The organism is Bradyrhizobium sp. 191 (assembly GCF_023100985.1).
GTDB classification, from domain to species: Bacteria; Pseudomonadota; Alphaproteobacteria; order Rhizobiales; family Xanthobacteraceae; genus Bradyrhizobium; species Bradyrhizobium diversitatis.
In genome coordinates, this window is record NZ_CP064692.1 from 7,471,730 (window position 1) to 7,493,699 (window position 21,970).

The 21,970-nt window shown below is 64.6% G+C and carries 22 protein-coding genes; 13 read left to right on the forward strand and 9 right to left on the reverse strand.

Translation table 11 applies throughout. The annotated features are described in order from the left end of the window. Positions 1-107: 107 nt before the first annotated feature. Positions 108-1,319: an NADP-dependent isocitrate dehydrogenase gene (locus IVB23_RS34995; RefSeq protein ID WP_061882974.1), complete on the reverse strand. Its 1,212-nt coding sequence runs from the start codon at positions 1,317-1,319 to the stop codon at positions 108-110. A gap of 335 nt (positions 1,320-1,654) precedes the next feature. On the opposite strand from IVB23_RS34995, the gene IVB23_RS35000 reads away from it, so the two are divergent. Both IVB23_RS35000 and IVB23_RS35005 read left to right on the forward strand, forming a co-directional pair. Further along, the gene (locus tag IVB23_RS35000) at positions 1,655-2,863 is read left to right on the forward strand and encodes a TrmJ/YjtD family RNA methyltransferase (protein WP_247801537.1); all 1,209 of its coding nucleotides are present in this window, start codon (positions 1,655-1,657) and stop codon (positions 2,861-2,863) included. Between the two features lie 178 nt (positions 2,864-3,041). Then, entirely contained in the window at positions 3,042-3,485 is a 444-nt protein-coding gene (locus IVB23_RS35005; protein ID WP_247801539.1) for a DoxX family protein, read from the forward strand. A gap of 6 nt (positions 3,486-3,491) precedes the next feature. Here IVB23_RS35005 and IVB23_RS35010 read toward each other — a convergent pair whose 3' ends face one another. Both IVB23_RS35010 and IVB23_RS35015 read right to left on the reverse strand, forming a co-directional pair. Then, a complete protein-coding gene (locus IVB23_RS35010; RefSeq protein WP_197488810.1) occupies positions 3,492-3,641 on the reverse strand; it encodes a hypothetical protein in 150 nt (49 codons plus the stop codon). Positions 3,642-3,922: 281 nt separating this feature from the next. Further along, entirely contained in the window at positions 3,923-4,576 is a 654-nt protein-coding gene (locus tag IVB23_RS35015; protein ID WP_061882971.1) for a TetR/AcrR family transcriptional regulator, read from the reverse strand. Positions 4,577-4,823: 247 nt separating this feature from the next. Between IVB23_RS35015 and IVB23_RS35020 the strand changes: the two genes are divergently transcribed. From IVB23_RS35020 to IVB23_RS35030, 3 genes are all read left to right on the forward strand, one after another. Then, complete coding sequence (locus IVB23_RS35020; protein ID WP_061882970.1) at positions 4,824-5,366, forward strand: OsmC family protein; 543 nt, start codon at positions 4,824-4,826, stop codon at positions 5,364-5,366. Positions 5,367-5,401: 35 nt separating this feature from the next. Next, entirely contained in the window at positions 5,402-6,535 is a 1,134-nt protein-coding gene (locus IVB23_RS35025; RefSeq protein ID WP_061882969.1) for an acyl-CoA dehydrogenase family protein, read from the forward strand. A 63-nt stretch (positions 6,536-6,598) separates the two neighbouring features. Then, complete coding sequence (locus IVB23_RS35030) at positions 6,599-7,477, forward strand: sulfurtransferase (RefSeq protein WP_061882968.1); 879 nt, start codon at positions 6,599-6,601, stop codon at positions 7,475-7,477. Between the two features lie 117 nt (positions 7,478-7,594). Here IVB23_RS35030 and IVB23_RS35035 read toward each other — a convergent pair whose 3' ends face one another. Continuing rightward, a complete protein-coding gene (locus tag IVB23_RS35035) occupies positions 7,595-9,544 on the reverse strand; it encodes a sigma 54-interacting transcriptional regulator (protein WP_247801540.1) in 1,950 nt (649 codons plus the stop codon). A gap of 160 nt (positions 9,545-9,704) precedes the next feature. Here IVB23_RS35035 and IVB23_RS35040 point away from each other — a divergent pair, with 160 nt between their 5' ends. From IVB23_RS35040 to cynS, 4 genes are all read left to right on the forward strand, one after another. Further along, positions 9,705-11,087 carry a CmpA/NrtA family ABC transporter substrate-binding protein gene (locus IVB23_RS35040; protein ID WP_247801542.1) on the forward strand — a complete coding sequence of 461 codons (1,383 nt, stop codon included), beginning with the start codon at positions 9,705-9,707 and terminating at the stop codon, positions 11,085-11,087. A 154-nt stretch (positions 11,088-11,241) separates the two neighbouring features. Beyond that, positions 11,242-12,084, forward strand: a complete 843-nt coding sequence (gene ntrB / locus IVB23_RS35045) for a nitrate ABC transporter permease (protein WP_247801543.1) — start codon at positions 11,242-11,244, stop codon at positions 12,082-12,084. Positions 12,085-12,089: 5 nt separating this feature from the next. After that, positions 12,090-13,013, forward strand: a complete 924-nt coding sequence (locus IVB23_RS35050; RefSeq protein ID WP_247801544.1) for an ABC transporter ATP-binding protein — start codon at positions 12,090-12,092, stop codon at positions 13,011-13,013. A gap of 14 nt (positions 13,014-13,027) precedes the next feature. Continuing rightward, the gene (gene cynS / locus IVB23_RS35055; RefSeq protein ID WP_050991028.1) at positions 13,028-13,510 is read left to right on the forward strand and encodes a cyanase; all 483 of its coding nucleotides are present in this window, start codon (positions 13,028-13,030) and stop codon (positions 13,508-13,510) included. A gap of 133 nt (positions 13,511-13,643) precedes the next feature. On the opposite strand, the gene IVB23_RS35060 is transcribed toward cynS, so the two are convergent. Then, a complete protein-coding gene (locus IVB23_RS35060) occupies positions 13,644-13,967 on the reverse strand; it encodes a DUF1476 domain-containing protein (protein WP_061882963.1) in 324 nt (107 codons plus the stop codon). A 322-nt stretch (positions 13,968-14,289) separates the two neighbouring features. Here IVB23_RS35060 and purC point away from each other — a divergent pair, with 322 nt between their 5' ends. Together purC and purS are read left to right on the forward strand one after the other, a co-directional pair. Further along, the gene (gene purC / locus IVB23_RS35065; RefSeq protein ID WP_173015815.1) at positions 14,290-15,057 is read left to right on the forward strand and encodes a phosphoribosylaminoimidazolesuccinocarboxamide synthase; all 768 of its coding nucleotides are present in this window, start codon (positions 14,290-14,292) and stop codon (positions 15,055-15,057) included. 12 nt (positions 15,058-15,069) lie between these two features. Further along, positions 15,070-15,312: a phosphoribosylformylglycinamidine synthase subunit PurS gene (gene purS, locus IVB23_RS35070; RefSeq protein ID WP_025037302.1), complete on the forward strand. Its 243-nt coding sequence runs from the start codon at positions 15,070-15,072 to the stop codon at positions 15,310-15,312. Positions 15,313-15,322: 10 nt separating this feature from the next. Here purS and IVB23_RS35075 read toward each other — a convergent pair whose 3' ends face one another. Beyond that, on the reverse strand, positions 15,323-16,339 hold the full coding sequence (locus IVB23_RS35075; RefSeq protein ID WP_028178834.1) for a magnesium and cobalt transport protein CorA: 1,017 nt from the start codon (positions 16,337-16,339) through the stop codon (positions 15,323-15,325). A gap of 169 nt (positions 16,340-16,508) precedes the next feature. Here IVB23_RS35075 and purQ point away from each other — a divergent pair, with 169 nt between their 5' ends. Next, entirely contained in the window at positions 16,509-17,210 is a 702-nt protein-coding gene (gene purQ, locus IVB23_RS35080; protein WP_197967337.1) for a phosphoribosylformylglycinamidine synthase subunit PurQ, read from the forward strand. A gap of 76 nt (positions 17,211-17,286) precedes the next feature. Here the strand turns inward: purQ and IVB23_RS35085 are convergent, their stop codons facing one another. From IVB23_RS35085 to IVB23_RS35095, 3 genes are all read right to left on the reverse strand, one after another. After that, positions 17,287-17,712, reverse strand: coding sequence for a GFA family protein (locus IVB23_RS35085; RefSeq protein ID WP_061882960.1), 426 nt, complete (start codon positions 17,710-17,712; stop codon positions 17,287-17,289). 60 nt (positions 17,713-17,772) lie between these two features. Further along, entirely contained in the window at positions 17,773-18,738 is a 966-nt protein-coding gene (locus IVB23_RS35090) for a DMT family transporter (RefSeq protein WP_061882959.1), read from the reverse strand. A gap of 76 nt (positions 18,739-18,814) precedes the next feature. Then, on the reverse strand, positions 18,815-19,294 hold the full coding sequence (locus IVB23_RS35095; protein WP_247801546.1) for a PaaI family thioesterase: 480 nt from the start codon (positions 19,292-19,294) through the stop codon (positions 18,815-18,817). Positions 19,295-19,717: 423 nt separating this feature from the next. Here IVB23_RS35095 and purL point away from each other — a divergent pair, with 423 nt between their 5' ends. Beyond that, positions 19,718-21,931, forward strand: a complete 2,214-nt coding sequence (gene purL / locus IVB23_RS35100; protein ID WP_247801548.1) for a phosphoribosylformylglycinamidine synthase subunit PurL — start codon at positions 19,718-19,720, stop codon at positions 21,929-21,931. Positions 21,932-21,970: the final 39 nt, after the last annotated feature.

Consider the following 21,970-nt stretch of genomic DNA (forward strand, 5'->3'; position numbering starts at 1 on the left):
GAGTCGCGAGACTCCCCCCTATCCCGATTTCCAGAGGCGGCGGTGAGTCAGCCGATGGGCTGCGGCGTACTGGATGCCCCGGTCGAGCCGGGGCATGACAGCTGAGCTTACGCCAGCTCTTTCGTCAGGTTCTCCGCGACTTTGTCGAGGAAGCCCGTGGTCGAGAGCCAGCGCTGGTCGGCGCCGACCAGGAGCGCGAGGTCCTTGGTCATGTAGCCGGCCTCGACGGTGTCGACGCAGACCTTCTCCAGCGTGCTCGCGAACTTCGCCAGCTCGGCATTGTTGTCGAGCTTGGCGCGGTGGGCGAGGCCACGGGTCCAGGCGAAGATCGAGGCGATCGAGTTGGTCGAGGTCTCCTTGCCCTTCTGGTGCTCGCGGTAGTGCCGCGTCACCGTGCCGTGGGCGGCTTCGGCTTCCACCGTCTTGCCGTCGGGGGTGAGCAGCACCGAGGTCATCAGGCCGAGCGAGCCGTAGCCCTGCGCGACCGTGTCGGACTGCACGTCGCCGTCGTAGTTCTTGCAGGCCCAGACATAGCCGCCGGACCATTTCAGCGCCGAGGCCACCATGTCGTCGATCAGGCGGTGCTCGTAGGTCAGGCCCTTGGCGTCGAAGTCCTTCTTGAACTCCTTGTCAAAGATCTCCTGGAAGATGTCCTTGAAGCGGCCGTCATAGACCTTGAGGATCGTGTTCTTGGTCGACAGGTACACCGGGTAGTTGCGGAGCAGGCCGTAGTTGAAGGAGGCGCGGGCGAAGTCGATGATGGAGTCGTCGAGATTGTACATCTCCATGGCAACGCCGGCGCCGGGCGCCTTGAACACTTCCTTCTCGATCACGGTGCCGTCCTCGCCGACGAACTTCAGCGAGAGGGTACCCTTGCCCGGGAACTTGATGTCGGTGGCGCGGTACTGGTCACCATAGGCGTGGCGGCCGATGATGATCGGCTTGGTCCAACCGGGAACCAGGCGCGGCACGTTCTTGCAGATGATCGGCTCGCGGAAGATCACGCCGCCGAGGATGTTGCGGATGGTGCCGTTCGGCGACTTCCACATCTGCTTGAGGTTGAACTCCTTCACCCGGGCCTCGTCCGGGGTGATTGTGGCGCACTTCACGCCGACGCCGACCTTCTTGATCGCCTCGGCGGCGTCGATGGTGACCTGATCGTTGGTGTGGTCGCGGTATTCCATCCCCAGGTCGAAATAGAGCAGCTCGACATCCAGGAACGGGTTGATCAGCTTGTCCTTGATGTACTGCCAGATGATCCGGGTCATCTCGTCGCCATCGAGTTCGACGACGGGATTGGATACCTTGATTTTTGCCATGATCGGGGAAGCCTCTTGGGAACGGCGCTTTTGGCGCGCCACGGGAATATCCGCCGCCTCTTAGCATCGCCGCGCGGCGGGCGAAAGCCAAGGGATTATGCACTTTTAGCTCATCAAGCTTCCGCAGATGGGGAGCGGCCGGCCGGGCCGCAGTCGGGCCCGGGCTCGCGTTCCCAGCGAGATTCAAAAGTCGAATCCAACCCGTTATTTCCCTTGAGAATTTCGTCAGGACAGGCAAACGACAGGCGGGCAGGGCCGGCCGGAAGGCGCGGCTTGAATCAATTCCTGAGAGCGCCTGGCCAAGGCCTTGAGAGACAGTGTGAAAGCGAAGCGAGATGTCGGGGACTGACAAGAGCAAGGCGGGTCTATCCCTCGACGGTCCCATCGTCATCCTGGTCGAGCCGCAGCTCGGCGAGAACATCGGCATGGCCGCGCGCGCCATGGGCAACTTTGCTCTCGGCCGGCTTCGCATCGTCAACCCCAGGGACGGCTGGCCCAACATCGCCGCCCAGCGCGCCGCGGCCGGCGCCGACCATATTCTGGAGAAGGTCGAATTGTTCGACACGGTGGAGCAGGCGGTCGCCGACCTCGACCTCCTGTTCGCCACCACGGCACGCCCCCACGACCAGGCCAAGCCGGTGGTCGGGCCGGAAGCCGCAGCCAGCGAGATCGCCGGGCACGTCGCGACCGGCGGCAGGTGCGGCATCCTGTTCGGCCGGGAGCGCTGGGGCCTGACCAACGAGGAGGTCGGCCTCTCCAACCGCATCATCACCTTCCCGGTCAATCCGGGCTTTGCCTCGCTCAATCTCGCCCAGGCCGTGCTGTTGATCGGCTACGAATGGTTCAAGCGGGCCACATCCGGCGAGCTGCCCCACGCCATGCCGGAACGGTCCGAGCGCGCCTCGCAGCACCAGATGCAGGCCTTCTTCGACAATCTCGTGCGCGAACTCGACAAGGTCGAATTCCTGCGCCCGGCCGAGAAGCGCGACACCATGCTGGTGAACCTGCGTAACATCTTCACCCGCATGGAGCCGACCAAGCAGGACATGCACACCCTGCACGGGGTGGTGATGGCGATCGCGGAGGGACGCAAGGGCCCGGCCAAGGGCGGCGTGCTCGACGGCGAGCAGGCCACGCGCCTGCGCGCGCTCTTGGCCGAGCACGGGCAGGGCGGCGGCGTGCCCGACAGTGGCTCGACCGTGCGCGGCCTTGCTCGCCTGCTCCGCCGCAACCCGACCGACGCCGAGCGCCTGCTGTGGCAGGCGCTGACCCGCGACCGCCGCTTCGCCGGCCAGTTCAAGCGCCAGACCCCGGTCGGGCGCCACATCCCGGACTTCGTCTCGTTCCCGCACCGGATCGCGGTCGAGCTGGTCAACCCGGGCGAGAGCGAGGCGATTGCGGCCGACCGCGCGGGACGGCGGACCTGGCTGGAGGCGCGGGACTATCGGGTGCTCGACGTCCGCGCAGCCGATGTGGAGCGCGATATCGAGGCGGAGCTGGTGCGGCTTGCGGCGATGATGGCCGACGGATCGAGCGCTCCGTAGCAGCAGGCTCCAGGCGCTCCGCTACGTCCCACGAATATGCGTCAACTCCGCTGACACTCGTGAGCGGCGGCTTGGCCTGCGCGCGGTCTGAGCGCTTCGTGCGATCCGCCAATCATGCTAGGCTGGCTCTCGCCGTGGACGTGTTCAGCCGGTCGTGGACAGCAGGGGGATTCTTTCAGTGAAATCCCAATTGGAGTCGCGGGCGCTCGACGAGTTCGCCACAAGGAGAGCGGGCGTGCTGATCTTGATCGGCCGCATTCTACTTGCGTGGGTATTCGTCGGAAGCGCGTACGGAGCGCTATCCAATTTCGGCGGCTCGGTGGGCTATTTCAGATCGTTGAACCTTCCAGCACCTGAGCTGTTCACCATCATCAACATAGCGGTCGAGGTCCTCATATCCCTTGGTCTGATATTCGGTCTCGGCACGCGCTACTGCGCAGTTCTGATGTTCGTGTTCGTGCTGATGGCGACAGTGATCGCGCACCGCTACTGGGAATATCCCGCCGGGGCGCAGCAGATTGGTCAATACAACAATTTCCTGAAGAACATCTCGATCATGGGAGGCGCGATGTTGATCTTCGTCACCGGGCCAGGCCGATTCAGCCTGGACCGGGCAACGTAGACGGCGTCACTTCACGTGGGGCTTGAATGCGTCCTCGATCGCTCGACGGATGCTCCTTGCGAGCGGCTTCAAGGCATCGCCCAGGAACGCGAAGAGAAGCATCAGCCACGTCGCGAGCGCGGCACACCACAGCATGACTTCCAGTATCTCGGGCATCACGCCCTCTCGAAAAATACGTTCTCTGAAATATGGCCAGTGTCGCCCAAAGGAACCGACACGGCAAGTCGTCTTCTGAGTGGCAACGCGCCGGAACACACGCACTATGCGCGCGGAGCAGCTTGCTGGTTGCGGACACCCGCCTCCGTGGCGACGACGAGTGCGCAGGTCGAGGAGTCGGTAAGCCTGGCTGACCCACTGGACGCGGACACCATCATTCGAATACCCGCGTGACGCTGAAGAGACGGGATCGGTTGCGTTTCCTAACCGTCCCTACGGACTCAGACCGCCTCGAGTTGCTCCGCCGCCCGCTTCTTCTTCGGCTTGGATTGGCCGAGCAGGGGACCTGCCGTGAGTGCCGCCGTATCGGCCACGCCCGGGTCGCGCGAGATCATGGCTGCGACGATCGCGCCATCGATGATCAGGCCAAGCTGATGCGCGAGCACCGCAGGCTCGTTCGAGCCGAGCTCGCCGGCGAGCTTCTCGATATGGCCGAGCACGATCTTCTTGTGCTTCAGCGCGATGTTGCGAAACTGCTTGGCGTCCTTGTCGTGCTCGCCGACCGCGTTGATGAAGGGGCAACCGTAGAAGCGCTCCTCCGCGAACCAGCTCTTCAGCGCGGGAAAGATGCGCGTGAGCTTCGCCTGTGCATCGCCGCCGCCTTGCTCCATGGCGCCGATGAACCATTCGCGCCACTGCTTGCCTTCGCTTTCCAGCACGGCGTTGACGAGATTGGTCTTGGAGCCGAACAATTTGTAGAGCGTGGTCTTCGCGGTGCCGGCTTCCTCGATGATCGCATCGATGCCGGTGGCGTTGATGCCGTTCTTGCAGAACAGATGCGTCGCGGCACTGAGCAGGCGCCCGCGCGCGGATTCGTCGTCGCCTGCGCCGGCGTGGGGCGAGTTCGAATTCTTCTTCGATGACGTCTTTGCCATGGGCTGCAACTTAATCGCAGCTGCATCACATCAGCAAGCCGCATCTGGTTGGCGCTGAAAAGATTCGCATCCGCTCAGTCATCTGCTCCGGCTTTGAGCAGGAGGGGGCTGGCCAATCGGCAGGCAGCGACGCTTAAGCGGCTCCAATGCTTCGCATTTCGCTTTTGGCTGCTTCTGGCACGCTCCATGCAAGGAAACAGACCGTTCGGTATCCTACCGATTTCCACTTCTGCCAGGGAGAAGACTGATGACTGCCGTCGTTCAAAAGACAGTGCTGACGGGGTGCCTCGCGCCCATCGACAAGAATGGGCTCGAGCAGCTGATCGCGAGCGGCAAGGCGAATCCGAAGGTCATCAAGACCTTGAAGTGCAAGACGGTCGCGGAAGGCAAGTTCCGCCACGCCAACTACATCCGCAACCTGCCGCCCTACATCGTCGACGAGCCGCCGGGGCTGCTGGGCGACGACACCGCGCCCAATCCGTCCGAAGCCTCGCTCGCCGCGCTCGGCTCCTGCCTCGCGGTCGGCCTGCACGCCAATGCCGTGCATCGCGGCTGGATCGTCAACAAGCTCGAGCTGGAACTCGAAGGTGATCTCAACATCACCGCGGTCTGGGGCACCGGCGACACCTCCGACAAGCCGGTCGGATTCACCGATGTCCGCGTCAAGGTCGACATGGAATGCGAGGGCGTCTCGCAGGACGAGATCAATGCGCTGGTTGCCCATGTGAAGAAATGGTCGCCGGTCGCCAACACCTTCACCCGGCCGGTCAATCTCGAGGTCGGCATCTAGCAGACGGCAATCAGGACAAGGTGCGGGAGACGATCATGGGTTCACTGGCTTTATCGCGGGCCGCAGTTCTGGATCAGCCCGCACCGTCCATTGCGGGCGAGGTGGCGCGGATCGCGCGCGAGCAGCTCGCGCCGCTCGCCGCTGGTATCGACGACGGTACGGTCTATCCGGCCGAGGTGCTGCGCAAGTTCGGCGCGGTCGGAGCGTGGGGCAGTCACGTGCCGCACGAAGGCCCCGCCGATCTACGCTGCGCCATCCAGGCGATGGCCGCGATCGGGGAAGTCTGCGGCGCCACGGCCTTCATGGCCTGGTGCCAGGACACGCTGGTCTGGTACGCGGCGAACTCGACGAACCTGAAGCTCGCCAAACGCTTCGGCGATGCCTTCTCGACCGGGCGCGTGCTCGGCGGCACCGGGCTCTCCAACCCCATGAAGAGCTTCTTCGGCATCGAGAAATTGAAGCTGAAGGGGCGCAAGGTCGAGGGCGGCTATATCGTGCGCGGCGCGCTGCCCTGGGTCTCCAATCTCGGTCCCGACCATTATTTCGGCACCATCTTCGAGCGTGAGGACGACCAGGGCACCGCAAGTGGCGAGCCGGGCACCGTGATGTTCCTGGCCGACTGCTCGGACCCCGCGATCACGCTGACGCCGTGCAAGCCGTTCCTTGCCATGGACGGCACCGGCACTTATGGCGTGCAGTTCCGCGACGTGTTCGTGCCGGACGAGCTGATCCTGGCCGATCCGGCCGGGCCCTTCGTCAAGAAGATCCGTGCCGGCTTCATCCTGCTCCAGGCCGGCATGGCGCTCGGCCTCATCAAGGATTGCATCAACATCATGGACGAGGTCGACAGTCCCCTCGGCCATATCAACCGTTATCTGCCGCAGCAGCCGGTGCATTTCCGCGATCTCGCCGCCGAACTCGAGGCCGAGACCATGGCGCTGGCGCGCGATCCCTACAACGAGGAGGAGACCTACTGGCGCAAGGTGATCGCGCTGCGGCTTCGCGCCGGCGAGGCCAGCGTCGCGGCGGCGCATGCGGCGATGCTGCATTGTGGCGCGCGCGGCTACCTCAAAAGCCACCGCGCGCAGCGGCGCATGCGCGAGGCCTATTTCGTCGCGATCGTCACGCCGGCCACCAAGCAGCTGCGCAAGATGCTCGCCGAGTCCTGAGTTCCAAGTTCTTGAGTTCTACGAGTCCACCCGAAGACCCCCAACCTCAACGGAGAGGCTGCCATGACTGACGTCCTGATCACTGCCGTCGAACTCGCCGATCTCTTGAAGACTGAGCCGTGTGTCGTCATCGACACCCGCAATCCCGACGCCTACGCCGCCGGCCATCTGCCGGGCGCCGTCAACGTGCACGAGATTTTCACGTTCCTGGCGACCTCCACGCCCGAGGGCATGGCCGAGCTGAAGACCAAGTTCGCCGATGCGTTCGGCGGCGCCGGACTTTCCGGCAAGGAGACGGCTGTCATCTACGAGCAGTCGATGAATTCCGGCTTCGGCCAGTCTTGCCGCGGCTATTACCTGCTCACCATGCTCGGCTATCCCAAGGTGAAGGTGCTGCATGGCGGCTTCGATGCCTGGTCGGCCGCGGGCTTCCCGGTGACCAAGGATGTCCCGACCCCGGCCGCGGCTTCGTTCGCGATCGTGCCTGAAGCCGGCGAGATCCTGATCGACGCCAAGACCATGCTCGCCGCCGTCGGCAAGCCGGGCATCGCCATCCTCGACGTGCGCGACGTCGACGAGTGGATCGGCGACAGCTCGTCTCCTTATGGGAAGGACTTCTGCCCGCGCAAGGGCCGCATTCCCGGCGCGGTGTGGCTGGAATGGTACCGCATGATGAAGCCAACCGGCGAAGGGCCGCGCTTCAAGTCCAAGGACGAGATCCTGGCGGAATGCGCCACCGTCGGCATCTCGCAGACCACGCCGGTCTACCTCTACTGCTTCAAGGGGGCGCGCGCCTCGAACACGTTCCTGGCGCTGAAGAATGCCGGCGTGAAGGACGTGCGGATGTATTTCGGCTCCTGGAACGAATGGTCGCGCGATCCGTCGCTGCCGATCGAGCAGGGATTGCCGATTGCAGCTGACGTGACGACCAAGGCGGCCTGAGCGCGCGCCTCGTCCTTCGAGACGACCGCTTCGCGGTCTCCTCGGGATGAGGCTAAGCGGCATCGGTGTCTGTTGCTTCCGTTGCCGCGCACTCCGCCCTCATCCTGAAGAGCCCGCCTATGGCGGGCGTCTCGAAGGATGGGCCGCATGCGGCGGACGAGGCATAATTCCCAGCGCCTTGATCCGCGAGGCGAGCGTGGTCGGCTTGATATCGAGCATTTCGGCCGCGCCGCCGGGGCCAAAGACTTTTCCCGAGCAGGCCTCGAGTGCAGCCAGGATGTTGGCGCGCTCATGCTCGCGCATCTCGGATGAGGTCATGACCGCCGGGCGCGCATCGGCCTCCGGGCGTGCGGCGCCGGTCAGAACCTGCGCGCCGGAGCCGTCGGGCAGATCGATGCGCAGACGGCCGTTCTGGGACAGGATCGCAGCGCGCTCGATCACATTCTGCAATTCGCGGACATTGCCGGGCCAGTCGTAGCGGGTCAGTCGCCGCGCATCGCCCTCGGACAGACGCAGGTTCGACTTCAGCGCCTTGCCCTCGCGCGTCAGGAAGTGCTGCGCGAGCAACGGAATATCCTCGCGCCGTTCGCGCAAGGGGACGGTCTCGATCGGGAACACGTTGAGGCGGAAATACAGGTCCTCGCGGAAACGGCCGCGCTGGACCTCCTGCTTGAGGTCGCGATTGGTCGCGGCGATGACGCGGACGTCGACCGCGCGCGTGCGTTCTTGTCCCACGCGCTCGAAATGGCCTTCCTGCAACACGCGCAGCAGCTTGCCCTGCAATTCCAGCGGGATTTCGCCGACCTCGTCGAGAAACAGCGTGCCGCCGTCGGCGAGCTCGAAGCGGCCGATGCGATCGCGCATTGCACCGGTGAAGGCGCCGCGGACGTGGCCGAAGAACTCGCTCTCGAACAATTCGCGCGGGATCGCGGCGCAGTTGACCCGGATCAGCGGCCGGTCGCTGCGGGTCGAGTCCTCGTGGATGGCGCGCGCGATCAGCTCCTTGCCGGTGCCGGATTCGCCGGTGATCATCACCGCCGCCGTGGTCGGCGCCACCAGCTTGACCTGGCGCAGCGTCTTCTGGATCGCCTCGCTTCCACCGATGATGCCGCGCGGATTGGTCTCGATGCGGATCTCCTCCTGCAGATAGGCGTTTTCCAATTCGAGCCGCTCGCGCAGGCGATCGACTTCGGCGAGCGCCGCATGCAGCTTCTCGTCGGCCTCGCGTCGCTGGCTGACGTCGCGAAACACGACGACCGCGCCGACCACGACGCCGCGGTCGCGGATGGGCGTGGAGGTGTATTCGACCCAGGCCGGCGAGCCGTCCTTGCGCCAGAACACCTCGCCATCGACCTGATGCACGGCGCCGTCACGGAACGCCGCATAGATCGGGCAGTCGTGATCGGGATAATGGCGGCCGTCGTGGTGGGTGTGGTGCACGATCGGGTGGATCTCCTTGCCGACCAGCTCTTCGGCGGTCCAGCCCAGCATCCGCTCCGCCGCGGGGTTCACGAAGGTAGTCTTTCCTTCCGCGTTCACGCCATAGATGCCTTCGCCGGCGGCGCGCAGGATCAGCTGGTTCTCGCGCTCGATGTCCTGAAAGACGCGCTCGACCCGCTGCCAGGTCGATATGCCGCTGCGCATGTGATCCTCGGCGGCGGCATCGACATTGCGCCGACGGCGCGCGTCGAGATCGGTCAGCGTGAGCAGCAGCAGCGTGCGGCCGTCATGCGGCAGCACGCAGCCTGCATATTCGAGCTGGAGATCTTGCCCCGTCGCGTGGCGGGGAGTGAGTGCCGTGGTCCAGTAGGCGCCCTTGTGCAGCACGGCCTGGGTGAAGACGGTGAGGGCCGGAAGCTCGCCGGCGTGGAGTGTGCTGGGCCTGGTCTGCCGCAGCAGCGCGCGGTCATAGCCGAGCAGGGAGCAGGCGGCGGGATTGGCATCGACGATCTGGTCGCTGAAGGGATCGACCAGCAGTGTCGCCTCGACCGAGGATTCGAACGCTGCGATGCGCGGATCGATCGGGGGAGCCACGTCGTCGTGGACGGGCATTGGCGTCGTTGCCATTGCGAAATCTCGTAATTGAACTACGAAATCTCGTTTATCACGAATTTTCGTAGTGGCCAAGCTCGATCGAAAGTGCTGCGTCGTCAAGGCGCTGGCCGATCTGGAGGCCGTGGCATGCTCCTTGCGTAATTCTTCCTCGCAACGACGCGCAGGAGGGCTGATGTCCACGTTCGACAATCCATTTGATCCCGACCGCAACCTTCGGGCCGGCTGTGCCTGTGGCCAGCACCGATCCGCGGCAGAGCATGACCAGGCAGCCGCGGCGCTGCGCTGCGAGCCTGTCGAAAGCGAGGAGAAGCGCTACGAGGGTGTCGTCGCCTCCGCCGTGATGCGCGCGATGTTTCCGCAGGACGTGGCGCGCCGCGCCTTCCTGAAATCTGTCGGTGCGTCGACCGCGCTCGCGGCGCTGTCGCAATTCTTCCCGCTCAAGACGGCGACGGAGGTCTTCGCCGCGACCGGCGCGCCCGAGAAGAAGGACCTCAAGGTCGGCTTCATTCCCATCACCTGCGCAACGCCGATCATCATGGCGGCTCCGCTCGGCTTCTATTCCAAGCACGGCCTCAATGTCGAAGTGGTGAAGACGGCAGGCTGGGCCGTGGTTCGCGACAAGACCATCAACAAGGAATACGACGCCGCGCATATGCTGGCTCCGATGCCGATCGCGATCTCGCTCGGCCTGGGTGCCAATGCCATTCCGTTCGCGGTGCCTGCGATCGAGAACATCAACGGGCAGGGCATCACGCTTGCGATGAAGCACAAGGACAAGCGCGACCCGAAAGACTGGAAGGGCATGAAGTTCGCCATTCCCTTCGACTATTCCATGCACAATTATCTGCTGCGCTATTATCTCGCCGAGCACGGGCTCGACCCTGATACCGACGTGCAGTTGCGCTCGGTGCCGCCGCCGGAAATGGTGGCGAACCTGCGCGCCGACAACATCGACGGCTTCCTCGCGCCCGACAACATCTGCCAGCGCGCGATTTATGACGGCGTCGGCTTCATGCACATCCTGTCCAAGGAGATCTGGGACGGTCATCCCTGCTGCAGCTTCGCCGCCAGCCGCGAATTCATCACGACGGCGCCGAACAGCTTTGCGGCGCTGACGCGGGCCATCGTCGATGCCACCGCCTATGCGTCGAAGGCGGAGAACCGCAAGCAGATCGCGGAGGCGATCGCGCCTGCGAACTACATCAACGCGCCGGTCACGGTGCTGGAGCAGGTCTTGACCGGCACCTATGCCGACGGCCTCGGCGGGGTGAAGACCGATCCCAAGCGGGTCGATTTCGATCCGTTTCCCTGGCAGTCCTTCGCGGTGTGGATGCTGACGCAGATGAAGCGCTGGGGCCAGATCAAGGGCGACGTCGACTACAAGGCGATCGCCGAGCAGGTGTACCTCGCCACCGACACCAAGAAGCTGATGACCGAGATGGGGCTGTCGCCGCCTGCAAGCGCGTACAAGTCCTTCGCGGTGATGGGCAAGACCTTCGATCCGGCCAAGCCGGAGGATTATGTGGCGAGCTTCAAGATCAGGAAGCAGTCGTGATGATCGTCGTTCTCTCTTCACCTCGCCCCGCTTGCGGGGAGAGGTCGATCGCGAAGCGATCGGGTGAGGGGGACTCTCCGCGAGTACCGCTCTCACCGTCCCTGCGGAGGCTCCCCCTCACCCCGACCCTCTCCCCGCAAGCGGGGAGAGGGAGATGACAACATCCTCCCTCCGTCTCCGCGCCGGCCTCGTCTCCATCGTGCTGCTCGCCGTCTTTCTCGGCGTCTGGCATCTCGCCACGCGCTCGACCGGCACGACGGCGACGATGAGCCCCGAATACGCCAAGCTGATGGGCCTGACCGCGACGCAGGGCAAATCGGCGATGCCCGGACCGCTCGACGTCGGTGCCAAGCTCTGGGAGCATATGAAGCGGCCGTTCTACGACAACGGGCCGAACGACAAGGGGCTCGGCATCCAGCTCGGCTATTCCATCGCGCGGGTCGGCGCCGGCTATCTGCTGGCCGTGCTGGTCGCAATTCCGCTCGGCTTCCTGATCGGCATGTCGGCGCTGCTCAGCAAGGCGCTCGATCCCTTCATCCAGGTGCTGAAGCCGATCTCGCCGCTGGCCTGGATGCCGCTCGCGCTCTACACCATCAAGGATTCCTCGGTCTCCGCGATCTTCGTCATCTTCATCTGCTCGATCTGGCCGATGCTGCTCAACACCGTCTTCGGCGTTGCCAGCGTGCGCAAGGAATGGATCAACGTCGCTCGGACGCTGGAGGTCGGGACCGTCAGGCGCGCCTTCACGGTGATCCTGCCCGCGGCGGCACCGACGATCCTGACCGGCATGCGCATCTCGATCGGCATCGCCTGGCTCGTGATCGTCGCAGCCGAGATGCTCGTCGGCGGCACCGGCATCGGCTACTTCGTCTGGAACGAGTGGAATAACCTCTCGATCACCAACGTCATCATCGCGATCCTGCTGATCGGGGTCATCGGCATGCTGCTCGACCAGATCCTCGCGCGCTTCACGCGCATGGTCACGTTTCCGGAGTAGGGCAAGTGACCGACAAATTCGTCTCCATCGAAGGCATCGCCAAGCGTTATCCCGGTGCGGGCGGCGCGACGACAACCGTATTCGAGAACCTGTGGCTTTCGATGGCGCGCGGCGAGTTCTGTTGCGTGATCGGCCATTCCGGCTGCGGCAAGACCACCGTGCTCAACATCCTCGCCGGCCTCGATGCGCCGAGCGAGGGCGCCGTCATCGTCGACGGCCAGGCGATCTCGGGCACCAGCCTCGACCGCGCCGTGATCTTCCAGAGCCACGCGCTTCTGCCCTGGCGCACCGTGCTCGGCAACGTCGCCTATGCCGTCAGCTCGAAATGGCGGAGGTGGGATCGCGCCAAGGTGAGGGCGCATGCGCAGACCTTCATCGATCTCGTCGGTCTCACCGGCTCCGAGCACAAGCGGCCGTCGGAGCTGTCGGGCGGCATGAAGCAGCGCGTCGGCATCGCGCGGGCGCTGTCGATCACGCCGAAGATGATGCTGATGGACGAGCCGTTCTCGGCGCTGGACGCGCTGACGCGCGGCACGCTTCAGGACGAGGTGCGGCGCATCTGCCTGGAGACCGGGCAGACTGCGTTCATGATCACCCATGACGTCGATGAGGCGATCTATCTCGCCGACAAGATCTTCCTGATGACCAACGGTCCCGGCGCGGTGCTGGCCGAGGTCGTCGAGAACCCGCTGCCGCGGGATCGCGGCCGCACCGATCTGCACCGCCATCCGCTCTACTACGCCTTGCGCAACCACATCATCGATTTCCTGGTGACGCGCAGCAAGTCCTTTGCCGCCGAGACACCCGATCACGATCCTCGCAACGTTCCGATGGTGCAGATCGGCAAGCCTGGATTGACGATCGCCTCGAACGGCGAAGAGCAACGACAGACCTGGACCTCCGGGACCAGTCCCGGACTGACTGCCTGACACGGAGACCCCTGATGAAACGCGAAGACCTCACCGAAAAACTGCTCGACATCAAGCGCGAGAAGGGCTGGAGCTGGAAGCACATCTGCGAGAAGATCGGCGGCTATTCCGAAGTGCTGATCGTCGGCGCGATCCTCGGCCAGATGAAATTGACGAAGCCGCAGGCCGCCAATGCCGGCGAGCTGTTCGGGCTGTCCAAGGCGGAAGTTGCGATGCTGAACGAGACGCCGATGCGCGGCATGCCGATGCCGCCGACCGACCCTCTGATCTACCGCTTCTACGAGTTGGTGATGGTCAACGGCCCCGCATGGAAGGCGCTGATCGAGGAGGAGTACGGCGACGGCATCATGTCGGCGATCGATTTCGACATGGTGATGGAGCGCCTGCCGAACCCGAAGGGCGACCGCGTCAAGATCACCATGAGCGGCAAGTTCCTGCCGTACAAATATTACGGCGCCAGCGGCAACGTGCCGGAATACGGCTTCAAGGAAGAGTGAGGTTTGGGGTCATTCCGGACGCCGCGTCAGCGGCGATCCGGAATCTCGAGATTCTCAGGTGCGCAATTGCGCACCAGAGTTCGCGCTGGCGCACGCCCCGGAATGACGGTGTGTGGGGGAGACGCGCGGGCGCTTATTTCCCCGCCTTCACCTCGGCAGCCGCCACCGCGAGCAGTTCGCTCATCTTGGCGCGAATCGCCTGCTCGGTGACCGCGACGTTCTTGGCGGCGAAATCGGCCGTCAGCTTGCGCAGGACGTCGGCATCGCCGGCCTCCTCGAAATCCGACGCGACCACCTCCTTGGCATAAGCGGTGGCGGCGTCACCGGTAATGCCGAGCTTTTCGGCCGCCCACAGGCCGAGCAGCCGGTTGCGGCGGGCCTCCGCCTTGAACTTCTGCTCCTCGTCGAGGGCATACTTCTTCTCGAAGCCTTCCTGGCGCTTGTCGAACTCGCTCATGCCTGTTCCAAATCTCCTGCTGAATGGCGCGGGAGCCTTCCGTTGCGGCGACCCGGCTGCATGCCTACATAGATAGCACGAATCGGCAAAACAACGGGCCGTTAAGCCGCAGGCAAGATGGTATAAGTTGGCGCCGGACGGCCGGATCGATTGTGCTCGGACAGCCAATCGGATAGGTTGCCTGAAGGCTTGGTTCCCGTTCTGTTTCCAAGGGTTTATGGATGGGTTCCCAGCCGTTCACGGCAGCTCCGCTGTGGGTCGTAATCCTAATCAACCGGAGCACACCAAATTCATGGATTTCAACAAAACACGGTACATCCCCATGAGCCGTCGGCGTCGCATTTATGAAGGCAAGGCAAAGGTTCTTTACGAAGGCCCCGAGCCCGGTACCCTGATCCAGCACTTCAAGGACGACGCCACCGCGTTCAATGCGAAAAAGCATCAGGTGATCGAGGGCAAGGGTGTCCTCAACAACCGGATCTCGGAGTACCTGTTTCAGCACCTCAACGACATCGGGGTGCCGACCCATTTCATCCGCCGGCTCAACATGCGCGAGCAGCTGATTCGCGAGGTCGAGATCGTGCCGCTTGAGGTGGTGGTGCGGAACGTCGCCGCCGGCTCGCTGTCGCAGCGCCTCGGCATCGAGGAGGGCACGCAGCTGCCCCGCTCGATCATCGAGTTCTACTACAAGAACGACCAGCTCAACGACCCCATGGTGTCGGAAGAGCACATCACCGCCTTCGGCTGGGCGACGCCGCAGGAGATCGACGACATCATGGCGCTCGCCATCCGCGTCAACGATTTCCTCACCGGCCTCTTCCTCGGGATCGGCATCCGCCTCGTCGACTTCAAGATGGAGTGCGGGCGCCTGTTCGAGAACGAGATGATGCGCATCATCGTCGCCGACGAGATCTCGCCGGATAGCTGCCGTCTGTGGGACATCAAGTCGAACGAGAAGCTCGACAAGGATCGTTTCCGCAGGGATCTCGGCGGCCTGCTCGAGGCCTATACCGAGGTCGCAAAGCGTCTCGGCATCCTCATGGAGAACGAGCGTCCGCAGGGCTCCGGCCCGGTGCTGGTGAAGAGCTGAGAGAGGTTTGACGTGAAGGCACGTGTCACCGTTACCTTGAAGACGGGCATCCTCGATCCGCAAGGCAAGGCCATCGAAGGCGCGCTGAAGTCGCTTGGCGTCGACGGCGTCGCCAGCGTTCGCCAGGGCAAGGTGTTCGACATCGAGCTCGCCGGCGCCGACAAGGCCAAGGCGGAAGCCGCGCTGAAGGAGGCCGCCGACAAGCTGCTGGCGAACACCGTGATCGAGAATTATCGGGTCGAGCTGCTCGGGTGAGCAGGATGGCTCACAGCCAACCGACGCTGCGAAAACGCCAGTACAGCGAGCCGCATGCCGTCAGCATCACCCCGAGCAGCATGTAGTAGCCGTACTCCCATTCCAGCTCCGGCATGTGCTTGAAGTTCATGCCGTAGATGCCGGCGAGCGCGGTCGGGATCGCGATGATCGCGAGCCACGAGGCGAGCTTCTTGGACACCGCCGTCTCCTGGGCCTGGCCGACCAGCAGGCTGGCCTCGAAGGCGAAGGCCAGCACCTCGCGCATGGAATCGATGCGCTCCTGGATGTTGCGGACGTGGTCGGTGACGTCGCGAAACAGCGGCTGCATGGCCTGCCGCACCATCGACAGCTCATCATGCTCGAGCCGGCGGCAGACCTCCACCAGCGGGCCGATCGCGGTCCTGAGCCGCAGCAGGTCGCGGCGCAGCATGTAGAGCCGCTCGATCTGCGCCTTGCTGAGGGGCTTGGAGAGCACGTCGTCCTCGATGCCCTCGACCTCCTCGTGAATGCTCTCGAGCACGGGCGAGTAATTGTCGACGATAAAATCGAGGATGGCGTAGAGGATGTAGTCCTCGCCGCGCGCGAGTGCCCGCGGGCAGCTCTCGCAGCGTTCGCGTACCGGTGTGTAGGACGTCGAGGCGCCGTGGCGCACCGAGACCAGATAGCCTTCGCCGACGAAGATGTGCGTCTCGCCGAAGGCGATCCGGCCCTCGATCAGTTGCGCGGTGCGCGCCACGATGAACAGGGCCTCGCCATATTGCTCGATCTTGGGCCGCTGATGGGCGTGATTGGCGTCCTCGATCGCGAGTTCATGCAGGTCGAACTGCTTCTGGACCGCGCCGAGCAGCGTCATGTCCGGCTCGTGCAGGCCGATCCAGACCACGTGGCCGGGCTTGGCCCGCCAGCTCGAGGCCTCGCTGATGGCGATATTGGCGACGCGCCGGCCGTCGACATAGGCGCCGGCGGCGACGACGCCCTCGGTGGGCACCGGCTCGGAGGGGGACGCGGGCAGCGACGGGACGTTCATGGCTTCAATCCCGGGCGAAACGACTGGCCGATCGGCATGCGACTATCGCCTGTGTACAAGGCGCGCGACCAAGGCTAGCACTGGTAAAATCCCCGTCAAATGGTTATGTCTCTTCACGAATTGGCCCTTTGGCCAGCCCCGATTCCCGCCCACCGTCGGAACCCCTGCCATGAAAGCCGCCATCCTCGTCTTTCCCGGAATCAACCGCGAGCGCGACATGGCGCGTGCGTTGAGGCTGATCTCGGGCAGCGAGCCCGCGATGGTGTGGCACGCCGAAACGTCGCTGCCGGCGGGCACCGATCTCGTGGTGGTGCCGGGCGGATTTTCCTACGGTGACTATCTGCGCTGCGGCGCGATCGCGGCGCGGGCCCCGGTGATGGATGCGGTGCGCGACTATGCCGCCAACGGCGGGCTCGTGCTCGGCGTCTGCAACGGTTTTCAGATCCTCTGCGAATCCGGCCTGCTGCCGGGCGTGCTGATGCGCAACGCGCGGCTGAAATTCATCTGCCATGACGTGCATTTGCGCGTCGAGCGTTCCGACACGCCGTTCACCCGCGGCTACAATGCCGGGCAGGTGATCCGCGTGCCGGTCGCCCATGGCGAAGGCAATTACGAGGCGGACGAAGAGACCATCAAGCGGCTCGAAGGCGAGGGGCGGGTGCTCTATCGTTATTGTTCGCCTGAAGGTGTGGTCGACGAGGCCCATAACATCAACGGCGCGGCGCACTCCATCGCCGGCATCGTCAACGACAAGGGCAACGTGCTCGGCATGATGCCGCATCCGGAAAACCACGTCGAAGACATCATGGGCTGCACCGACGGCCGCGGCCTGTTCGCCGGCCTCGTCCAGCATCTGGAAAAGGCTGCGTGATCCTGCCGGTGTCGAAGCGGACGCTCGCCGTGATTGCGGCGGTGTCGTTCGCGACCGCTGCGAAAGCCATTCCGCTTTAGTCAGCCGGGATAAACCGGAGCGTGCCTGCTCGACGCGTTGGCTTGCCGGTATCGTTGGTGTGATTGACGCCGTCCATGACGGGCACCTCGGCAAAGTCGAATGGGCTTACCCCGTCCAGGCAGGCCACGTTGACGGCATATGATGTCGTGTCAGATCGCCGTTGATGATGCGTGTATATTCCGCAGCGAGAACAGAAGAAATGTTGCGCCGATCCGGTATGGAAGCGGTAGGTTGTGAGCGCGTCCTCGCCCTGCAGGAACTTGAACCCACTCATTTCCGCCATGGCCATGACGGCGCCTCGCATCCGGCAGTAAGAGCAAGTGCAGCGGCGGATCGAATTGAAGCCGTCGCTGAGCGTCACCTCGAAGCGCACCGCGCCGCAATGGCACTGGCCGGCCCAAACGTTCGTGTCGCTCACCATGTTTTTCTGTTTCTCCTGTTCAGATTGATTCCACGGCCACAGCTTGGCTGAGTCCAGACCCTAGCGCAGCTTGAGCTTCTCCGCAGGCACCGTCATCGCGGCAACGCCGGCCATCACCAGCAATAACCCCAGCGCGAGGTTCGACGGCACGCTCTCGCCGAGCAGCAGCACGGAGAGCCCGACGCCGATCGGGATGCGCAAATAGCCTTGGGCGTTCGTCGTCAGCGTGCCGAGCCGGCCGAGGCAGACGTAGAACAGCATCAGGCCTAGCGCGCTCGAAACGATGCCCATGACGATGGTGGCCACGATCGCCGTCGGCGTCGGGTGCAGCGTCCAGGGCTGATCGATCAGCAGCGCGGGCGGCAGCAGCACGAGGCCGCCGAACAGCAGCGAGCCGGCCGCCACCACCATCGGGTCGTATTCGGACAGGCGGAGGCCGAAGATCGTTGCGCAGGCAAAGGAGATGGTGGCGAGCAGGATCGCGATCTCGGCCACGATCTCGCTGCCGAAGCCGCGCAGCGCATCGAGGCCGACGATGAGAATCGTGCCGGCAAGGCCGAGGATCGCACCAGTGAGTTTGAGCAGCGTCGCCGGCTCGTGCCGCGTGATCAGCGAGGTGATCAGGAAGGCGAAGATCGGCGTGGTCGAGGCCAGCACCACCGTGTTCGAGGCCGGCACATATTGCTGCGACCAGGTGATGATCAGGAACGGGAAGGTCGAGTTGATCAATTGCTGGGTTGCGAACAGCTTCCAGGCTTTCGCGTCGGTCGGGATGCTGACCCCGCGCATCCACAGGATCGCGAACAGGAAAGCGGCCGCGATCAGCGAGCGCGCCGAGATGAAGGTGATGGGCGGGATCGTATCCAGCGCCAGCTTCGCCAGCGGATAGGTGGAACTCCAGCAGCAGGCCAGTGCCAGCAGCAACGCACAGTCGCGCCAGCTCCGCACGCCGGTGGCGGGCATGGACGGCAACGGCGCTGATGCGGACGCCGCCGTGCGACCCGCCTCCGATGTGCTCTGCGGCACCTTTTGCTTGCTCCCCGGCGCGAACGCGCTTGCCGGGAAGTCTGGGCGAGGGCGCGCGAAAAGGGAAGCCGCCGAGCTATGCGTTTGGCTGAGGGAGCGCCTTCCGCTTCATCCGCTTGATCGTGCCGGAAAAGGTGAGCAGCACGCGCGTCCCGGACGTCATCTTGCCGCGCAGGAAGATCAGCGAGCCGCCGGCGCGGGTGACCTCGCCGGTGCATTCGATCAGCTCGCCCTCGCGTGCCGCGTCGAGGAATTCGCAGGCGAAGTTGGTCGTCACCGCCCGGCTGTCCAGGACATGGGTGGCGATCGCAAACAGGGAGTAGTCGGCAAAGGCCATGAAGCAGCCGCCATGGACGTTCCCGGAGCCGTTGAGGTGCTTTTTCTCGACCCGGAACGCGCAGCTGACGCTGCCGTCCGCCTCGATCCGGTGCCAGAAGGGGCCGACATGGGACTCGAAACTGTCGCGAATCCAGGTCCGCCAGCCCACAAATTCGCCCTCGGTGGCGACATGGAGGTCGGGGCGGCGGGGCGGGGGTGCGTTGGTCAATTCGTGCAAAGGAAATCAGGCCTTCAATTGCGGGTCTTGAGTCCTTAAATCCGATCCGACCGCGCCGTGCAATTCCCGTTCCCGCCGGCCCCCCGGCGCAAAACGTGGGACAGCGGGAAAATGCGCCATAAAGGGCTTTTCGCGAGCCCCGTATGTTCCTAAGAACGGTCTCGAATCCAAGGGAAAAGCGTCTTCCGATGTCTGGCGTTGCGCTCACCACGTGCTCCGCTCTGCTCTCTCCCCCACGCAACCGGGGTTTACCCCGGTTGCGCATAATTGGTTGGCGCAAGTCGGGCAGGCCCGACTTGCGATGGGGGAGAGCTGGAGAGGGGGGTAGCCGCGGGCACCGGCCGTGGGGCTTACCCCCCTCCCTAACCCTCCCCCACAAGGGGGGAGGGAACGCAGCGGTCAGCGCCGCAAGAGTGTCAGCCCATGTCGAAGAATGAACCCAAGATCACCCCCGAACTGGTTGCCGCCCACGGGCTCAAGCCCGACGAGTATGAGCGCATCCTGAAGCTGATCGGGCGGGAGCCGACCTTCACCGAGCTCGGCATCTTCTCGGCGATGTGGAACGAGCACTGCTCGTACAAGTCCTCGCGCATCCATCTGCGCGGCTTGCCGACCAAGGCGCCCTGGGTGATTCAGGGCCCGGGCGAGAACGCCGGTGTGATCGACATTGGCGACGGCCAGGCCGTCGTCTTCAAGATGGAGAGCCACAACCACCCGAGCTATATCGAGCCGTATCAGGGCGCGACCACCGGCGTCGGCGGCATCCTGCGTGACGTCTTCACCATGGGCGCGCGCCCGATCGCCTGCCTCAATGCGCTCAGCTTCGGCGCGCCCGAGCACCCGAAGACGCGGCATCTCGTGTCCGGCGTCGTGGCGGGGGTCGGCGGCTATGGCAATTCCTTCGGCGTTCCGACGGTGGGCGGCCAGGTGCGCTTCCACAGCCGCTACGACGGCAACATCCTGGTCAATGCGATGGCGGTGGGCCTCGCCGACGCCGACAAGATCTTCTATGCGGCGGCCTCCGGCGTGAACATGCCGATCGTCTATCTCGGCTCCAAAACGGGGCGCGACGGCATCCACGGCGCCTCGATGGCCTCCGCCGAGTTCGACGACAAGTCCGAGGAGAAGCGCCCGACCGTGCAGGTCGGCGATCCCTTCGCCGAGAAGCTGCTGCTGGAAGCCTGTCTCGAGATCATGGAGAAGGGCTGCGTCATCGCGATCCAGGACATGGGCGCGGCGGGCCTGACCTGCTCGGCGGTGGAGATGGGCGCCAAGGGCGATCTCGGCGTCGACCTCGATCTCGATGCAGTGCCGACCCGCGAGACCGGCATGAGCGCCTACGAGATGATGCTCTCGGAGAGCCAGGAGCGCATGCTCATGGTGCTCAAGCCCGAGAAGGAAAAGGAGGCCGAGGCGATCTTCAAGAAATGGGGCCTCGACTTCGCCGTCGTCGGCTACACCACGCCGAGCAAGCGTTTCGTGGTCAAGCATGGCGGCGACGTCATGGCCGACCTGCCGATCAAGGAGCTCGGCGACGAGGCGCCGCTCTATGACCGCCCGCATGTCCCCTCCGACGCGCTGGCGGTCGTGCACGCCCGCGACGTGCCGGCGCCGATGGGCCTCGGGCCTGCGCTGGAGAAGCTGATCGGCACGCCGGACATGTGCTCTAAGCGCTGGGTCTGGGAGCAGTACGACCACGTCATCCTCGGCAACACCATGCAGCGTCCGGGCGGCGATGCCGCCGTGGTGCGCGTGCAGGACGGGCCGAAGGGCCTCGCGCTGACCGTCGACGTCACGCCGCGCTATTGCGAGGCGGACCCGTTCGAGGGTGGCAAGCAGGCGGTGGCGGAAGCCTGGCGCAACATCACCGCGGTCGGCGGCAAGCCGCTCGCGATCACCGACAATCTCAACTTCGGCAACCCTGAAAGGCCCGAGATCATGGGCCAGTTCGTCGGCTGCCTGAAGGGCATCTCGGAAGCCTGCCGCACGCTCGACTTCCCGGTCGTCTCCGGCAACGTCTCGCTCTACAACGAGACCAACGGCCGTGCGATCCTGCCGACGCCCTCGATCGGCGGCGTCGGCCTGCTCGACGATTTCACCAAATCGGTTTCGCTCGCCTTCAAGGCCGAGGGCGAGGCGATCCTGTTGATCGGCGAGACCCATGGCTGGCTCGGCCAGTCCGTGTACCTGCGCGACATCTGCGGCCGCGAGGAGGGCGCGCCGCCGCCGGTCGATCTCGCCGCCGAGAAGCGCAACGGCGATTGCGTGCGCGGCATGATCCATGCGGGCACCGCGACCGCCGTGCACGACCTCTCCGACGGCGGTCTTTTGATCGCGCTCGCCGAGATGGCGATGGCGGGCGGCATCGGCGCCAAGCTCTTGGCGGCGCCGACCGCGCTGGTGCCGCAGGCCTACTGGTTCGGCGAGGACCAGGCGCGCTATCTCGTCACCGTGCCGGAGACGGAAGCCGGCCGCGTGCTCGCCAAGATGCGTGGCTGCGAGGTGCCCTGCGTGCGGATTGGGACCACCGGCGGAGATGCCATCGCGATCGCCGGCGAGGCGCCGGTGTCGATCGACAGCTTGCGGACGTCACACGAGCGCTGGTTGCCGGATTATATGGGCGGGAAGGCGGCCTGAGACGGCTGCTTCGACGTCAGTGCCGTAGCCCGGATGAGC

Coding starts and splice junctions, on each gene's coding strand:
- IVB23_RS34995 (WP_061882974.1), bottom strand. CDS start 1,319: ATGGCAAAAATCAAGGTATCCAATCCCGTCGTCGAACTCGATGGCGAC.
- IVB23_RS35000 (WP_247801537.1), top strand. CDS start 1,655: ATGTCGGGGACTGACAAGAGCAAGGCGGGTCTATCCCTCGACGGTCCC.
- IVB23_RS35010 (WP_197488810.1), bottom strand. CDS start 3,641: ATGCCCGAGATACTGGAAGTCATGCTGTGGTGTGCCGCGCTCGCGACG.
- IVB23_RS35015 (WP_061882971.1), bottom strand. CDS start 4,576: ATGGCAAAGACGTCATCGAAGAAGAATTCGAACTCGCCCCACGCCGGC.
- IVB23_RS35020 (WP_061882970.1), top strand. CDS start 4,824: ATGACTGCCGTCGTTCAAAAGACAGTGCTGACGGGGTGCCTCGCGCCC.
- IVB23_RS35025 (WP_061882969.1), top strand. CDS start 5,402: ATGGGTTCACTGGCTTTATCGCGGGCCGCAGTTCTGGATCAGCCCGCA.
- IVB23_RS35030 (WP_061882968.1), top strand. CDS start 6,599: ATGACTGACGTCCTGATCACTGCCGTCGAACTCGCCGATCTCTTGAAG.
- IVB23_RS35035 (WP_247801540.1), bottom strand. CDS start 9,544: ATGGCAACGACGCCAATGCCCGTCCACGACGACGTGGCTCCCCCGATC.
- IVB23_RS35040 (WP_247801542.1), top strand. CDS start 9,705: ATGTCCACGTTCGACAATCCATTTGATCCCGACCGCAACCTTCGGGCC.
- ntrB (WP_247801543.1), top strand. CDS start 11,242: ATGACAACATCCTCCCTCCGTCTCCGCGCCGGCCTCGTCTCCATCGTG.
- cynS (WP_050991028.1), top strand. CDS start 13,028: ATGAAACGCGAAGACCTCACCGAAAAACTGCTCGACATCAAGCGCGAG.
- IVB23_RS35060 (WP_061882963.1), bottom strand. CDS start 13,967: ATGAGCGAGTTCGACAAGCGCCAGGAAGGCTTCGAGAAGAAGTATGCC.
- purC (WP_173015815.1), top strand. CDS start 14,290: ATGAGCCGTCGGCGTCGCATTTATGAAGGCAAGGCAAAGGTTCTTTAC.
- IVB23_RS35075 (WP_028178834.1), bottom strand. CDS start 16,339: ATGAACGTCCCGTCGCTGCCCGCGTCCCCCTCCGAGCCGGTGCCCACC.
- purQ (WP_197967337.1), top strand. CDS start 16,509: ATGAAAGCCGCCATCCTCGTCTTTCCCGGAATCAACCGCGAGCGCGAC.
- IVB23_RS35085 (WP_061882960.1), bottom strand. CDS start 17,712: ATGGTGAGCGACACGAACGTTTGGGCCGGCCAGTGCCATTGCGGCGCG.
- purL (WP_247801548.1), top strand. CDS start 19,718: ATGTCGAAGAATGAACCCAAGATCACCCCCGAACTGGTTGCCGCCCAC.